This window comes from Ruegeria sp. AL7, from assembly GCF_056536105.1.
The window spans coordinates 537086-551586 of record NZ_JBQFJF010000002.1 but is presented as its reverse complement, the minus strand read 5'-3'; the positions used below and the strand labels follow the sequence as shown (position 1 = coordinate 551586).

The following is a 14501-nucleotide window of genomic DNA, read 5'->3' as shown; positions in this document are numbered from 1 at the left end:
TATGAAACTACTGCGGTTTGGCGCCTTGGGTGCAGAAAAGCCTGGGCTACTGCACGACGATGGCACAATTCGCGACCTGTCAGGCGTCATCGACGATATTTCGGGCGACGTTCTCAGCGACGAAGGTTTGGCGCGACTGCGCGCGCTGGATCCACAGGATTTGCCGATGGTTGAAGGCAACACCCGTTTAGGGGCGTGTGTCGGCCAAGTGGGCAAGTTCATTTGCATCGGCCTGAACTATGCCGACCACGCGGCAGAAAGCGGTATGGAGTTGCCGCAGGAACCTGTGATCTTTTTCAAGGCGACATCGGCCATTGTCGGGCCGAACGACACGGTGGAAATCCCGCGCGGGTCCGTCAAGACCGACTGGGAGGTCGAATTGGGCGTGGTGATCGGCAAGGAAGCGAAATACATCTCCGAGGCCGAAGCGATGGATCACGTCGCAGGCTATTGTGTGGTCAATGACCTGTCGGAACGTGATTTTCAGCTTCACCGCTCGGGGCAGTGGGTCAAGGGCAAGTCGGCAGACACATTCGGCCCCATCGGTCCATGGCTGGTGACGCGGGACGAGGTTGCAGACCCTCAGAATCTGCCGATGTATCTTGAGGTCAACGGCCACCGTTATCAGGACGGCTCGACCCGGACGATGCACTTCGGGGTGGCAACTGTGATCTCACACCTGTCGCAATTCATGTCCCTGCAACCGGGCGATGTGATCTCGACCGGAACTCCGCCGGGTGTGGGCATGGGGCAAAACCCGCAAGTCTATCTGAAACCCGGCGACACGATGGAATTGGGCATCGAAGGCCTGGGTGTTCAAAAACAGAATGTGATCGCGGGATAATCGGGCACTATCAGATGTCTGCCCGAACACAATATCAGGCGAGGTTTCCCTCGCCTGACGATTTTTGACTTAGGCTACCAGATCGAACCGGTCGTTGGTCATGACCTTTGTCCAGGCCGCCACGAAGTCCCGCACGAACTTCTGGGCATTATCGTCCTGGGCATAGACCTCGGCGTAGCCACGCAGGATCGAGTTCGAGCCGAAGACCAGATCCGCGCTGGTAGCGGTGAACCTGACCTCGCCCGAGGCGCGATCACGCAGCTCATATGTGCCGCCGTCAACCGGGTGCCAGCTGAGCGACATATCCGTCAGGTTGACGAAGAAGTCGGTGGTCAACTGACCCACGCGATCCGTGAAGACCCCATGCGCCGAGCCGCCATGATTGGCGCCCAGCACACGCAGGCCACCCACCAGAACCGTCATTTCGGCTGCGGTCAGACCCAGCAGTTGCGCGCGGTCCAGCATCATCGCCTCGGGTGATACCGCGTATTCCTTCAGCTGCCAGTTTCTGAACCCGTCCGCCAGCGGCTCCAGCACCGAGAAGCTATCGGCATCGGTCTGCTCATCCGTTGCGTCGCCGCGACCAGCCGAGAACGGAACCGTCACGTCAAAGCCTGCGGCTTTGATCGACTGTTCCAGACCAACGTTACCCGCCAGAACGATCACGTCGGCGATCGAGGCCCCGGTTTCCGCTGCAATCGGCTCCAGCACGCCCAGCACTTTTGCCAGACGTTCGGGCTCGTTCCCTGCCCAGTCTTTCTGCGGTGCCAGACGGATACGCGCACCATTTGCTCCGCCGCGTTTGTCCGAGCCACGGAAGGTACGGGCACTGTCCCACGCGGTGGTGATCATCTCGACCGCGGTCAGACCACTGTCGGCGATCTTTGCTTTGACGGCATCGACGTCATACCCGGTCGAACCGACAGGGATCGGGTCCTGCCAGATCAGCTCTTCTGACGGGACGTCTGGGCCATAGTAGTTGACACGTGGCCCCATATCGCGGTGGGTCAGCTTGAACCACGCGCGGGCAAAAGTGTCAGCAAAGTAATCCGGGTCAGCCATGAACTTCTGACAGATCGCGTTGTAAATAGGATCGATCTTCATTGCCATGTCCGCATCGGTCATGACCGGCATACGCCGAACCGAAGGGTCGGTCGGGTCGACCGGCTTTTCCTCTTCCGGCATGTCGATGGGCTGCCACTGTTGTGCACCCGCGGGCGATTTACCCAATTCCCACTCATAGCCGAACAGGTAATCGAAAAAGCCCATATCGAATTTGGTCGGGTTTTTCGTCCACGCACCCTCGATACCAGACGTGAACGCGTTGGTTGCCTTGCCGTTTTGATCGGGGTTGTCCCATCCCAGACCCTGAGCGGAAACCGGGCAGGCTTCGGGTTCGGCGCCGATATGATCACCCGCCATCGCGCCATGCGCTTTGCCGACCGTGTGACCACCACAGGTCAACGCGGCGGTCTCTTCGTCATTCATCGCCATGCGGGCAAAGGTTTCACGGATGTGCAGCGCAGTTCTTGCTGGATCCGGGTTGCCGTTCACACCTTCTGGGTTCACATAGATCAGGCCCATATGCACCGCACCCAGCGGGTTTTCCAGCGTTCCGGGAGTTTCCAGATCGCCATAGCGGTTCTCGGACGGGGCCAGCCACTGGTTTTCCGACCCCCAATAGACGTCTTTTTCCGGGCCCCAGATATCTTCGCGGCCAAAGCCAAAGCCAAAGGTCTTCAGACCCATGGATTCGTAGGCAACCGTTCCCGACAAAACAATCAGGTCTGCCCAGGACAGCGCGTTGCCGTATTTCTTTTTCACCGGCCAGAGCAGACGGCGCGCTTTATCAAGGCTGGCATTGTCCGGCCAAGAGTTCAGCGGTGCAAAACGGATGTTGCCCGAACCTGCGCCGCCGCGACCATCCCCCAGGCGGTACGACCCGGCAGAGTGCCACGCCAGTCGGATCATCAGGCCGCCATAGTGGCCCCAATCGGCTGGCCACCAGTCCTGACTGTCGGTCAGCAACGCTTCGACGTCAGCACGAACAGCATTGAAATCCAGCCCTTTGACCGCTTCGCGGTGGTTGTAATCCGCGTCCATCGGGTTGGTGCGGGTGTCGTGCTGGCTCAGAATGTCCAGGTTCAGCGCATCCGGCCACCATTTGGTGACAGAGTTGCCTGTGCCCGTGTTCCCGCCATGCAAGACTGGGCAGCCGCCGGATTGATGATTGTGGGGATTGCCGTCCATTGTAAATCTCCTGAGTATTTACTGAGGGGTTCAGATGTCTTGACTCGTATCCCACAGTTTCGATAATTGGAAATTTGTAATTACTATCATTGTGATTAGTTTTTTCTATGAAGTCACTCACACTTAAACACCTGCGCTACTTTGAAGCGCTTGCCACCTACCGCCATTTTGGCAAAGCCGCGGCGGCCAGCGCGATTTCGCAACCCGCGCTTTCCATACAAATCAAAGAGCTGGAGGCCATCATGGGTGGCCCCTTGGTCGAACGCGCAGCGCGCGAGACGCGCCTGACCGCGCTTGGCGAAGATGTCCTAAAACATGGCCGCGAAATCCTGACGCGGGTCGAAGATTTGGGGAATCTTGTGCAATCTTCCGCTGGTCCCTTGTCGGGTCGCATCAGAATCGGGGTCATCCCCACGGTCGCGCCTTACTTGCTGCCATCAATCATCAAGGCACTGTCGCAACGATTCCCACAGCTGACGATCGAGCCCAAAGAGACCATCACCCAAACCCTGATCGGCGAAATTTTGGACTCAAGACTGGATTTTGCCGTTGTCGCTTTGCCAGTATCGGAGCCCAGCCTTCGGGAATTTTCGTTGTTTAACGAAGACTTTCTGCTGGTTCGCCCGGCGCGGGACGCCGGGTTGCCAATGCCAAGTTCGTCACAGCTCAGAACGATGCGGCTGTTGTTGCTGGAAGAAGGGCATTGTTTCAGAGATCAGGCGCTTTCCTTCTGTTCGATCCGCAATATCGAACCGCAGCACATTATGGAGGGCAGTTCTCTGTCCACACTGGTACAGATGGTCGGGGCGGGCATCGGTGTGACGCTGATACCGGAAATGGCCGTGGGGCTGGAAACCCGGTCTGCCGACGTGTCCATCGCCCGCTTTCAGGACACCCCACCAACCCGAACCATCGGCCTGATCTGGCGAAAGACCAACCCGCTGGGCGAAAACCTTCTGAAAATCGGTGCAATTATTCGCAAAACCGCAGAAGAAAACGCGGGAGGCATGGGGCAAATGAAACCGGAACCAAACGCCTGATCATAACCCGCATTAATGCTATGCGCGGCAATTACCCGGAAAACACATCATAAGCCTTCAGCGCTTTGGCGCTGTAAGCATAAGACGGCCCGCCGCCCATATAGGTCGCCATCGCCAATGCCTCGCACATCTCGTCTCGGGTTGCACCCAGCCGGACAAGGGAACGCACGTGAAACCCTATGCAGCTGTCGCAGCGGGTCGCAATGGCGATGCCAAGGGCCATGAATTCCTTGGTTTTCTCACTTAGTGCGCCATTGGTCTTGGCGGCCTTGCCCATGATGCCAAAGCCGCGCACGGTTTCGGGCACTTCCTGCGAAAAAGTTCCGATATTGGCCTCGGTCTCGGCCATGAAAGCTTTCCAGTCCATATCAATTCTCCTTATCCGCGCTCGTCCGCGCCCATGCGACGCTCCAGCCAGCGCACACCCGCACTGATGATCAGAACCAGGATCAGGTATTCAAAGATCAACAGGGTATAGATTTCCAACGGGCGGTATTCCGTAACCACCAGCTCATTCGCGCGGCGGGTCAGTTCCTGCATCCCGATGACGCTGGCGAATGCACTCATCTTTACGATGTAGATGAACTGGTTTGCCAAGGGCGGCAGAATGCGCCGGATTGCCTGCGGCAGGATCACATAACGCATGGTCTGCACGTAGTTCAGCCCGATGGTCTGCGCCGCTTCGCTTTGACCTCGCGCAATGGATTGAATGCCTGCGCGGTAAATCTCGGCAGTGAAGGCGCTGTCAGAAATCGCCAATGTGATGATCGCACCCCAAAAGGGATCGATGGGGACATTCATGCCCATAGACTTGAACACGATGGGCAAGCCATAAAAGACCCAGAACAGCATTGGCAGCAGGGGAATGGCGCGAATAAATTCAACGTAAACACGGTTAACCAGCCGCCAGCCGCGTTTCTCGGACAATCCCGGCAGGGCCACCAACAATCCGATGACGATCGAAATCGCCGCTGCGATCAGTGAAATCTGGATCGTTGCCCCCATCCCCGAGATCAGAAATTTCACATTGATCCAGCCCGATGCAGTGGTCGGGTCGATCACATACCAACCCCAGGTCTGGGAAGACGAACAGCCTGCCAGCAGCAGCAAAGGTACAATTAGTAGAAGTTTTTTCATCAGCCCTCTCAGTGCTGCAGTATCTGAGACAGGAATTTGCGACAGCGGTCAGACTGAGGGTTGGTGAAGAAATGTTCCGGCTTGCCTTCTTCGACGATTTCACCAGCATCCATGAAGATCATTTTGTCAGCCACTTTCCGGGCAAACCCCATCTCGTGGGTCACGACCACCATGGTCATGCCCTCATTCGCCAGTTCAACCATAACTTCCAACACTTCCGAGATCATCTCGGGGTCCAGCGCCGACGTGGGTTCATCGAACAACAGCACGCGCGATTCCATGCATAAGGATCGTGCAATCGCCACACGTTGCTGCTGACCGCCGGACAACTGCATGGGCTTTTTGTCCGCCTGATCGGGAATATGTACACGATCCAGATAATGGCGCGCTTTTTCCTCCGCGTCCTTCCGGCTCAGGCCGCGCGCTTTGATCGGACCCAAAGTCAGGTTTTCCAAAACGGTCAAATGCGGAAACAGATTGAATTGCTGGAAGACCATCCCGACATCGGACCGGATGGTTGCCGTTGACTTCGCGTCATCCGCCAGGTCAACCCCATCTATCCGAATGATCCCTTTCTGGTGTTTTTCCAACCGGTTGATACATCGAACGACGGTGGACTTGCCTGACCCCGAAGGCCCGCAAATCACCACCTTTTCGCCGCTGCTGACCGTCAGGTTAATGTCCTTGAGAACGTGAAACGTGTCATACCACTTATTCACGCCCACAAGTTCGATTGCGGCGCCTGCCATAAGCTGAACTGCCCCCGTTTTTGCCCCATAGTAATATTTTCTTGAGGTTATCTTTCCCTTTGGACTGAAATCAATGAGGATTGCAATCACAAGGTCGTAACGCCACCAACGGGAGATACCTATGAGCGTTTTTTGGAAAGCCGCGGCGGTTGCCGTGTTGGGGCTTGTATTGTCCGGTTCCGCACAGGCGCAATCTGCGCTGAACGAGGTGCTGGATTCCGGCGTTCTCAAGGTTGGTACCACAGGTGACTGGAACCCGATGACACTGCGCGACCCGGCAACCAACAGCTACAAAGGGTACGACATCGACATCATGAATGCATTGGCCGCCGATCTTGGAGTTGAGGTCGAATTTGTCCCCACCGACTGGAAAACACTGGTGAATGGTGTGGTCGCGGGCAAGTACCACCTGACCGGGTCGGCATCGATTTCGCCACCGCGCATGAAAGTTGCGGGTTTTTCGGACAGCTATATTTCGGTCGAACTTTTTCCCTACACCACCAAGGACAAGGCTAACAAATTCGACGGCTATGACTCGATCAACCAGACCGGTGTGAAAGTCGCGACGACTTTGGGCACCACATTCGAAAAACGGGTCCGTGAATGGTTCCCAAACGCCGAGATCAAGGTGGTCGAGGCCCCCGCCCGCGGGTATCAGGAAGTAATCGCCGGTCGTGCTGATGTATTCATAACGTCGAACATCGAGGGCTCGACCCTTGAGGAGAAGTTTCCTGTTATCCGCGTGAAAAACGCCGGTCCCCGGACACCTTCGCCGATTGCGATGATCCTGCCACAAGGCGATCAGATCTGGATCAACTATGTGAACAACTGGATCGAAGTAAAAAGAGCGGAAGGCTTTTTTGAAGCAAACCGCGAGAAATGGGGGCTCTGACGCCATCAAGGATATGCAATTTTCCAAACGCCCGGTGCCTTGGCCCGGGCGTTTTCGTTTGCCATCTGGTTCTTCAGAAAAGAGGATGCAGACACGCGACCTGATGGGTTTCATCATCCAGTTCAGGCAATGTTTGCCTGCACTGATCAGTCACAAGCCAGCATCGTTGCGCAAAAGCGCACCCTTTCGGGATGTTCATGGGTGACGGCAACTCGCCTTCCAGCTTGATCCGTTCTTTGCGGGCATCCGGGTCGGCGCGGGGCGTCGTGGACAGCAACGCCTTGGAGTACGGATGTCGGGGTGCCGCGAACAGCTGCTCTTTCGGGCCTTTTTCAACCGCGCGCCCCAGATACATGACAATCACGTCATCGGCGAAATGCCGGACAACCGACAAGTCATGTGAAATGAACAGGTAGGCTAGGTTCAGCCGTTCCTGAAGATCGACCAGCAGGTTCAGGATCTGCGATTGAATCGAAACATCCAGCGCCGAAACAGGTTCATCCAGAACCAGCACCTTGGGGTCCAGCATAAGCGCCCTTGCAATAGCGATCCGCTGGCGTTGCCCACCCGAGAACATATGCGGATAGCGGTCATAATGTTCGGGGCGCAGGCCTACCATCTCGATCATCTTGCGTGCCTGCGTTTCACGGTCGGCGGCCGTCATCTGTGGCCGGTTGATGATCAGCGGTTCTTGCAGGATCTGGCCGATGCGCTGACGCGGATTCAACGAGCTATATGGGTCTTGAAAGACGATCTGCACCGTCTCTCGCATCTTGCTCCATTGCGAAGGGGTAATGTCGACCCCGTTGATCGTCAGGCTGCCCGAGGTTGGTTCTTCGATCATTGTGATCAGTCTGGCCAGCGTAGACTTGCCACAGCCTGACTCTCCGACAATGGCCAGTGTTTTTCCCGGTTGCAGGTCGAAATCCACCCCCGACAGTGCCTTTACGGTTGCGGGCTTGGACAGCAACCCGCCTTTGACCGTGTAAAACCGGGTCAGGGCGTTGGCCTGAACGATAGGTGTGGTCATACCAGCTCTCCGGCGGCAATCTTTTCAACATGGTGACAGCGCGCCTTGCCAAATGCCTCGGCATGAGGGGTCGGCGGGGTCTGGGCGCAGGTCGCATCGGCAAAGCGGCACCGTGGACTGAATAGGCAACCTTTTGGCCTGTCGAATTGCCCCGGAACAACACCTGGAATCGTCGGCAGAATCTTGGACGTCGCCCGTTCCGGCAAAGCACTTAACAGAGCCGTGGTATAGGGATGACGCGGGGTTCGGAACAAATCTCTGACAGGCTGTTCTTCAACCTTTTGCCCGGCATATTGCACCTGAACCCGCTCGGCGGTTTCCGCAACGACGCCCATGTCATGGGTGATCAGAACAAGGCCCATGTCATGCTCATCACGCAACCGGATCAGCAGATCCAGAATCTGCGCCTGAATGGTCACGTCCAGTGCCGTGGTCGGTTCATCCGCGATCAGCAGCTTGGGCTTGCAGGCAATGGCCATCGCGATCACAACCCGTTGGTTCATACCCCCTGACATCTGATGCGGAAAAGTATTCAGGCGGCTTTCAGGCGCGGGAATGCCAACCTGATCGAACAATTCGACCGCACGCTCGTGACGCTCTTTTCGGTTCAGGCCAAGGTGGATGCGCAATGCCTCTTTGATCTGGAACCCGACAGTAAAACAGGGGTTCAGCGAAGACATCGGCTCCTGAAAGATCATCGCCATGTCCTTGCCTATGATCTTGCGCCGTTCACGGGCCGAGATACCGGACAGGTCGCGGCCTTCAAAGCTCATCTCATCGGCGGTGATCGTGGCGGTCCAGGGCAGCAAGCCCATCAGTGCCAGCATCGACACAGACTTGCCCGAACCGCTTTCGCCAACGATGGCCAGCAATTCGCCTTTGTCGACCGACAGATCGACACCGTCCACGGCGCGGAAACTGCCCGAAGATGTGGCGAACTCGACAGTCAGATTACGGATCTGCAAAAGGCTCATGCGATCAGCTCCGTTTCAGTTTCGGGTCCAGCGCATCGCGCAACCCGTCGCCCATTAGGTTGATGGCAAGCACGGTGACCAGAATTGCGAGACCGGGGAAGGTGACAACCCACCATGCGCGCAGGATGAACTCGCGCGCTTCAGCCAGCATGGTGCCCCATTCCGGCGTGGGGGGCTGCGCGCCCATGCCCAGAAACCCAAGGGCCGCCGCGTCCAGAATGGCAGTGGAAAAAGACAGGGCCGCCTGAACGATGATTGGCGCCAGGCAATTGGGCAATACCGTGATGAACATCAGCCGCGACTTGCCAGCACCGGCCACACGGGCCGAGGTCACATAGTCTTTCTGCCGTTCCGCCAGAACCGACGCGCGGGTCAGGCGCACGTAATGCGGTTGAAACACGATGGCGATGGCGATCATCGCATTGGTCAGTGATGGGCCCAGAATGGCGACCAGAACAAGGGCAAGCAGCAGAGACGGGAAAGCCAGGACGATGTCCATCACCCGCATAATCAACGTATCAACCCATTTGGGCGCAAAACCCGACAGAAGGCCGACCATTACGCCGCCCGTTACGGCAACACAGACCACAACGATCCCCACAAAGAAGGAATAGCGTGAACCCATGATCAGCCGCGACAGCATATCCCTGCCCAAAGGATCGGTGCCCAACGGGAAGGCCCAGCTTCCGCCTTCCTGCCAGGCAGGGGGTTGCAGGATATGGTCCCGGAATTGTTCGGTCGGATCATAGGGGGCCAGCAAAGGGGCAAAGGCCGCACAGAACACAAAACCTGCAAAGACCCACAACCCAATCACGGCACCCCGGTTTTCGCTGAAGTAATACCAGAACTCTCGCAGTGCGCTGGGACGATTTTCAGTTACGGGCTGGGTCGACGAAAGCTCGGTCATCATCGTCTCCGGATTTTTGGGTTGATGATGCCGTACAGGACATCGACCAGCAGGTTCACCAGCATCACGATCACCGCGATCATCAGCAAACCCCCTTGCACCACCGGGTAATCCCTGCGGAAAATACTGTCGACCATCCACTTGCCGATGCCCGGCCAGCTGAAGATGGTCTCGGTAAGAATTGCCCCCGCCAACAATGAACCGACCGACAATCCAATAACCGTGACAACCGGTATCAGCGCGTTACGTAGCGCATGCAGCCCGTTTACCCGGGTCGGCGACAACCCTTTTGCACGTGCAGTGCGGATGTAATCCTCGCCCAGAACCTCCAGCATCGCCGACCGGGTCTGACGCGCGATCACTGCCAGCGGAATAGTACCCAGCACAATCGTCGGAAGGATCAGATGACGAACGGCCGACCCGAATGCGCCTTCCTGCCCGGACAAAAGACTGTCGATCAGCATAAAGCCAGTGACACTTGGGAAGTAATAAAGCAGGTCGATCCGACCGGACACCGGTGTCCAGCCAAGATTGCCCGAAAACACGATGATCAGCAGCAGCGCCCACCAGAAGATGGGCATCGAATACCCGACCAATGCCGAAGACATCAGTGCCCTGTCAAAAAACTTCCCCCGGTTCACCGCCGCAATCACACCGGCAGGCAGACCCAATGCGATGGCGAAGATCATGGCGCAGAGCGAAAGTTCCATTGTCGCGGGGAACAGCGAAAAGAACTCCTCCCAGACCGGTTTTTTGGTGACAAAGCTTTCGCCAAGATCGCCCTGCAATACCCCGGCAAGGTATTCCCAGTATTGCTGCAACACCGGTTTGTCGAAACCCAGCTTTTCTACCATTTCCTGATAGCGTTCTTCAGTCATGCCACGCTCGCCGGCCATGACGATGATCGGATCACCCGGCAACACCCGGATGAACATGAATGAGATCAACGTCACGCCCAGAAAAGTCGGGACGAACAGGCCAATGCGGGTGAGTAAGTAACCAAACATCAGCGACCTATGACTGTAAGCTCTTTGGGGAAATGGGTCAGCGACCGGCAACCATCCACAGTGACAAGCACGTCATCTTCGATGCGAACGCCAAAACTTTCGAGCGCGTAGAGACCTGGTTCATTCGTCCAGACCATGCCCGGCAGAATTTTCTGGTGGTTTCCGCGCATGATATAAGGTGCCTCGTGCACATCCCGGCCAAGCCCGTGGCCCGTTTTGGTGCGAATACGATCCGCAAATGGCGAGGCCTCGAGCACGCTTATGACCGCATCGTCGATGTCATGGGCCGTTACACCCGGGCGGCAGGCTTCGAACCCGGCTTTGTTGGCGCGCAGAACGGCATCGTAGACTTCCCTGCCCTCGTCTGACACGTCCTGAACAAAGAAAGTTCGCGTAATATCGGCGGCGAAACCATCTTTGCGGGCACCGAAATCGAACAGTAACGCGTCGCCTGCCCTGATCTGGTAGTCGTTGCGCGCTTTCGCATGCGGCCGTGCCGAATTGTCGCCAGCCGCTACGATGGGTGAAAACGCCAGTGACTCGGCCCCTTCTGCAAACAGCGCCTGTATCAGGGCTTGCTCGATCTGTTTTTCGGTCTGGCCGACACGCACATCTGCAATCACACGACCCAGAGCACGTTCCGAGATATCGATGGCCGCCTGCATCGCAGCAATGTCTTCATCGGTCTTGATTATGCGCAGGCCCGAGATTTCGCGTTCACCGTCGACGATCCTCAAATCCGGCAAAGCACGGGTAAACGCGGCAGAGACAAAAACCCGCATCACCTGACCTTCCACCGCCAGCGAGCAGATCGGCATATGCGCGGCCAATGCGGTAAACGCATCGTCATAACCGGTCTGATCGCGCCAATCGAAAACAGCGCCCTCGAACCCGACAAGATCCCATGAGGCCAGTTCCAGATTGGGCACAATCGCCGCGGCCTGTCCCTCAGCCGGGACAACGACCACGAAGGGCCGTTCGTGGCTCATGAAAGATTTTCCCAAAGCGCGTGTGAAATTCGGGCCAGGTACAAGAGCTACAGCGTCGACCGACATGTCCCGTGCCAGTTGACGATATTCGAACAGATCCGGCATTCAGGCCGACCTCCTCAATAAAAAGCCGGAGCCGCCAAACAGGCAGCTCCGGTGAGTGAGTGGTGGCTTACTCGACGCTCACACCATAGAAGATGTGGCCGCCCAGCGGGTGCACTTTGTAACCTTGCACCTTGTTGTTCATCGGCATGAATACAACCGAGTGAGCAATGGTTGCCCATGGGGCCTGCTCTTTGAACACGACCTGCGCTTCTTCATACAGCTTGGTCCGCTCTGCCTGATCGGTGCTTTGCTTGGCTTTCAGGATCAGATCCTCGAACGGCTGGTGGCACCATTGCGCACGGTTCGATGCCTCGACCCCGTCACAGCCCAGCAGAACGGCCAGGAAGTTGTCCGGATCGCCGTTATCACCGGTCCAGCCCAGCAAAACAGCACCATCGCGGTTCAGTTCTTTCGAGCGTGACAGGTATTCGCCCCATTCGTACGAGACGATTTCGACGCCCACACCAACCTTGGCAAAATCCGCCTGGATCAGCTCGGCCATGCGGCGGGCATTGGGGTTGTAGGGGCGCTGAACCGGCATCGCCCAGATCTTCATCGACAGGTCTGTGACACCTTCGGCATCAAGCATAGCCTTGGCCGCTTCGGGATCGTATGGATCGTCCACGATAGCGTCGTTATAGCTCCACATGGTTGGCGGGATCGGGTTCTTGGCAGCCTGGCCTGAACCCTGGAAAACCACGTCGATGATCGCCTGCTTGTCGATCGCCATGTTCAACGCTTTGCGAACCTTGGGGTTGTCGAACGGCGCCATCGTGGTGTTGTAAGCCAGATACCCGACGTTCAGCCCTTCCTGCTCCATCATGTTGATGTCTGCATCATCCTTCATCGCCTGAATGTCAGCCGGGTTCGGGTAAGGCATCACATGGCACTCGCCAGCTTTCAGCTTCTGATAGCGAACAGACGCGTCCGGCGTAATGGCAAAGATCAGGTTTTCGACCTGCGCCGGTTCTTTCCAATAATCGCCATTAGCCGCATAGCGGATCACCGCGTCTTTCTGGTAGGCCACGAACGAGAAAGGCCCGGTCCCGATGGGCGCGGTATTCAGTTTTTCAGGCGTGCCGGCAGCCAGCATAGCGTCGCCATATTCGGCTGACATGATCGATGCAAAGTCCATCGCCATATTCGCAACAAAGGGCGCCTCTGGCTTGGACAGAGTGAATTTCACCGTGTAGTCATCAATCTTTTCGATAGAAGAGACCAGATCCGGCATCCCCATGCCCTGGAAGTATTCCCACGTGCCGCCAGACACTTGGTTATAGGGGTGGTTCTCGTCCTTTTGGCGCATGAAGGAAAAGATTACGTCATCAGCGTTGAAGTCGCGGGTCGGGGTGAATTCGTCATTCGAATGGAATTTGACACCCTGGCGCAGCTTGAACGTGTATTCCAGGCCATCATCACTGGCCTCGACACTTTCAGCCAGACCGGGGATCACATTGGTTGTACCGGTTTCGAATTCAAGCAACCGGTTGTAAATAGGATGCGACGAGGCATCAAAGGTAGTTCCTGCGGTAAACAGTGCAGGGTCAAACCCCTCGGGTGAACCTTCGGAACAATACACCAGGGTATTTGCCTGTGCCACGGCACCCGACAGGGCTATTGCCGTGGTTGCGGCCAGAAGATTGAGTTTCATGATTTTCTCCCAGAAATGGACTTGGCAAGACAATCGCAGGGCTCTTTGTCGTCAGAGCGTTCAGTGACAATACAGGTCGTTGCGATATCCCTGACAAATGTATCCAAAATACAAAACCTGTTGTCAACCGGCTCTGTCACTGACTTTCGTGAAAGATGCCTGTTGCCAGGGTGTGTCTTGAACCTGAAAGCGCCCTGCCCCAAGGAAATCACGAAGGGCAACACTTACATTCCACTGGGCCCGGCAGTTTGGCCACAGATATTGACTGTCATTGACCCGAAGTCATTCAGGTAAGAAAGGATATCTAACTTTGACTGTTAGCTGATGAAGCATCCTTGCGCATATCGCGAATGCAATCGTAGCCCAGCCAGAATAAGACTGTCAGTGCTACCAGAAATACGTAGGGAAGCAGCGAGATATGCATAACCAACACGCCATAGAACATGGCGGCGTACGCAGCGATTTGGACTATCACCAACAAACCCCACGCAACCATTCCCCAAAGATTGCGCGCTTTCCTCTGACCGGCCGAGTTGCGCAGGCTTTGACACTCTGCCTCGTTCACCACAGGGGACGCGGCACGCGTTGAATTGAGAATGCCGTTGGTGTCGAGCGCGCTGGATCGACATGCATCGAAACAAGGGGCCGCCTCTCGACAGGTGGGCGCAGTGTGTAGCATTGATTGAGTCCTTGGACATCTGGGGTTTGGCAGCGAGCCTTCACTGTGCCCCAAGACACCGACCCTCTGCACCATGCCGCGCGCGAGATCAGGTGCCACCGTTGCCGTCTTGCAATCATATCCAGCGGAGAAATGCCGATCCTCGCTCAGGCGCAGCATAAAACCGCACAAATAGTCGATTGGCCCGCGAAAACCGCGATCAGATGAGGTCTGAAGAACTTTCTCATGACCCTCGGTGGCTCATGAC

The 14501-nt window shown here is 56.6% G+C and carries 13 protein-coding genes; 3 read left to right on the top strand and 10 right to left on the bottom strand.

Going from position 1 to position 14501, the window contains the following annotated elements:
• Position 1: 1 nt before the first annotated feature.
• Complete coding sequence (locus ACR3E2_RS19775; RefSeq protein WP_480484655.1) at positions 2-844, top strand: fumarylacetoacetate hydrolase family protein; 843 nt, start codon at positions 2-4, stop codon at positions 842-844.
• Positions 845-913: 69 nt separating this feature from the next.
• Here the strand turns inward: ACR3E2_RS19775 and katG are convergent, their stop codons facing one another.
• Positions 914-3094: a catalase/peroxidase HPI gene (katG, locus tag ACR3E2_RS19770; RefSeq protein WP_480484654.1), complete on the bottom strand. Its 2181-nt coding sequence runs from the start codon at positions 3092-3094 to the stop codon at positions 914-916.
• A 107-nt stretch (positions 3095-3201) separates the two neighbouring features.
• Here katG and ACR3E2_RS19765 point away from each other — a divergent pair, with 107 nt between their 5' ends.
• A complete protein-coding gene (locus ACR3E2_RS19765) occupies positions 3202-4134 on the top strand; it encodes a hydrogen peroxide-inducible genes activator (RefSeq protein WP_480484653.1) in 933 nt (310 codons plus the stop codon).
• Between the two features lie 31 nt (positions 4135-4165).
• Here the strand turns inward: ACR3E2_RS19765 and ACR3E2_RS19760 are convergent, their stop codons facing one another.
• Genes ACR3E2_RS19760 through ACR3E2_RS19750 form a run of 3 tightly spaced genes read right to left on the bottom strand, consistent with a single transcriptional unit; the run spans position 4166 to position 6020 of the window.
• Entirely contained in the window at positions 4166-4501 is a 336-nt protein-coding gene (locus ACR3E2_RS19760; RefSeq protein ID WP_480484652.1) for a carboxymuconolactone decarboxylase family protein, read from the bottom strand.
• An 11-nt stretch (positions 4502-4512) separates the two neighbouring features.
• On the bottom strand, positions 4513-5271 hold the full coding sequence (locus ACR3E2_RS19755) for an amino acid ABC transporter permease (protein ID WP_480484651.1): 759 nt from the start codon (positions 5269-5271) through the stop codon (positions 4513-4515).
• Positions 5272-5279: 8 nt separating this feature from the next.
• The gene (locus ACR3E2_RS19750) at positions 5280-6020 is read right to left on the bottom strand and encodes an amino acid ABC transporter ATP-binding protein (RefSeq protein WP_480484650.1); all 741 of its coding nucleotides are present in this window, start codon (positions 6018-6020) and stop codon (positions 5280-5282) included.
• A gap of 121 nt (positions 6021-6141) precedes the next feature.
• On the opposite strand from ACR3E2_RS19750, the gene ACR3E2_RS19745 reads away from it, so the two are divergent.
• Positions 6142-6912, top strand: coding sequence for a transporter substrate-binding domain-containing protein (locus ACR3E2_RS19745; RefSeq protein WP_480484649.1), 771 nt, complete (start codon positions 6142-6144; stop codon positions 6910-6912).
• Positions 6913-6985: 73 nt separating this feature from the next.
• On the opposite strand, the gene ACR3E2_RS19740 is transcribed toward ACR3E2_RS19745, so the two are convergent.
• From ACR3E2_RS19740 to ACR3E2_RS19715, 6 genes are all read right to left on the bottom strand, one after another.
• Positions 6986-7942, bottom strand: coding sequence for a dipeptide ABC transporter ATP-binding protein (locus tag ACR3E2_RS19740; protein ID WP_480484648.1), 957 nt, complete (start codon positions 7940-7942; stop codon positions 6986-6988).
• Complete coding sequence (locus ACR3E2_RS19735) at positions 7939-8916, bottom strand: ABC transporter ATP-binding protein (RefSeq protein WP_480484647.1); 978 nt, start codon at positions 8914-8916, stop codon at positions 7939-7941. Before ACR3E2_RS19735 ends, ACR3E2_RS19740 begins: the two co-directional genes overlap by 4 nt.
• A gap of 4 nt (positions 8917-8920) precedes the next feature.
• Positions 8921-9823: an ABC transporter permease subunit gene (locus ACR3E2_RS19730; protein WP_209506835.1), complete on the bottom strand. Its 903-nt coding sequence runs from the start codon at positions 9821-9823 to the stop codon at positions 8921-8923.
• Positions 9823-10830: an ABC transporter permease subunit gene (locus tag ACR3E2_RS19725; protein WP_480484646.1), complete on the bottom strand. Its 1008-nt coding sequence runs from the start codon at positions 10828-10830 to the stop codon at positions 9823-9825. The genes ACR3E2_RS19730 and ACR3E2_RS19725 overlap by 1 nt, the downstream gene beginning before the upstream one ends.
• Positions 10830-11924 carry a M24 family metallopeptidase gene (locus tag ACR3E2_RS19720; protein ID WP_480484645.1) on the bottom strand — a complete coding sequence of 365 codons (1095 nt, stop codon included), beginning with the start codon at positions 11922-11924 and terminating at the stop codon, positions 10830-10832. Before ACR3E2_RS19720 ends, ACR3E2_RS19725 begins: the two co-directional genes overlap by 1 nt.
• Positions 11925-11991: 67 nt before the next feature.
• The gene (locus ACR3E2_RS19715; RefSeq protein WP_480484644.1) at positions 11992-13575 is read right to left on the bottom strand and encodes an ABC transporter substrate-binding protein; all 1584 of its coding nucleotides are present in this window, start codon (positions 13573-13575) and stop codon (positions 11992-11994) included.
• Between the last annotated feature and the right edge of the window lie 926 nt (positions 13576-14501).